This is a genomic window from Motilimonas thetidivivens (genome assembly GCF_046452435.1).
Lineage (GTDB): Bacteria > Pseudomonadota > Gammaproteobacteria > Enterobacterales > CBDFNC01 > Motilimonas.
In genome coordinates this window covers 1-999 of the sequence record NZ_JBKFDK010000057.1, presented here as the reverse complement: position 1 = coordinate 999, position 999 = coordinate 1, and the positions used below count along the sequence as shown (strand labels likewise).

Sequence of the window (999 nt, the reverse complement as noted above, 5' to 3'; positions counted from 1 at the left end):
TTAACCTGAACTCGGGATAAAAATAGAAATGAACTAAAAGCTGGTTCTGCGATCAGATCTTTCGACCAAGAGAGAACAATCGCAAGGGAACCAGCTATGCATAAACTAGTAGACTTATTCTGTCATGTCGATGATTTTTGTCAGGCTTTTTTGCCTCAATGGCAAAAACTTCAACTTGAAAACGGTGACCGTAAGCGGAACCGTAAAGGACGTATGTCTGAAAGTGAAATAATGACCATCATTATTGCTTTTCATATGTCACATCAACGTGATTTTAAGAACTTCTATCTCGGTATAATCCACCGATATCACAAAAATGAATTTCCTACTTTATTGAGCTACACACGTTTTCTTGAAGTTATGCCGTCAGTGCTCGTTCCTTTAAGCTCCTTCTTCACTCATGTGAAAGGAACGCCTACAGGTATTGAGTTTATTGACTCTACCAGTATCAAAGTCTGCCATAACTTACGTATCCCAAGACACAAAGTGTTCAAAGGGACAGCTGCAAGAGGTAAAGGTACGATGGGTTGGTTTTACGGCTTTAAACTTCACATCATCACGAATCACCTTGGTGACATTGTTGCAGCCAAACTGACGCCAGCAAATACTGATGATAGGAAGCCTGTTCGAGAATTATCAAAGGGACTATTCGATAAGCTTTATGCTGATAAAGGCTATATCAGTAAAGCGCTCACTGAAGATTTAAAAGAAGATGGGATTACGCTGATAACAACGCATCGAAAAAATATGAAGCCAAAAGTTATAGCTGCTTGGGATCGAGCAATGTTGTCAAAGCGGTTCATTATCGAGACGATAAACGACCAACTGAAGAACATATCTCAGATTGAACATTCTCGTCATCGTAGCTTACACGGGTTCATGCTGAACTTGCTAGGAGGCTTAATCGCTTACTGTTTAAAGCCAGAAAAGCCATCACTCAACATCACAAATACTGAAAAGTCTGGGTTGATGGCGATGGCTTAAACCGATCTCAGGTTA

The 999-nt window shown here is 40.2% G+C and carries 1 protein-coding gene; it reads left to right on the top strand.

What is annotated here, in order from left to right; all coding sequences use genetic code 11:
• The first annotated feature begins 96 nt into the window (after nucleotides 1–96).
• Nucleotides 97–984, top strand: a complete 888-nt coding sequence (locus ACK8OT_RS19210) for an IS982 family transposase (protein WP_410198122.1) — start codon at nucleotides 97–99, stop codon at nucleotides 982–984.
• Nucleotides 985–999: the final 15 nt, after the last annotated feature.

Coding starts and splice junctions, on each gene's coding strand:
- ACK8OT_RS19210 (WP_410198122.1), top strand. CDS start 97: ATGCATAAACTAGTAGACTTATTCTGTCATGTCGATGATTTTTGTCAG.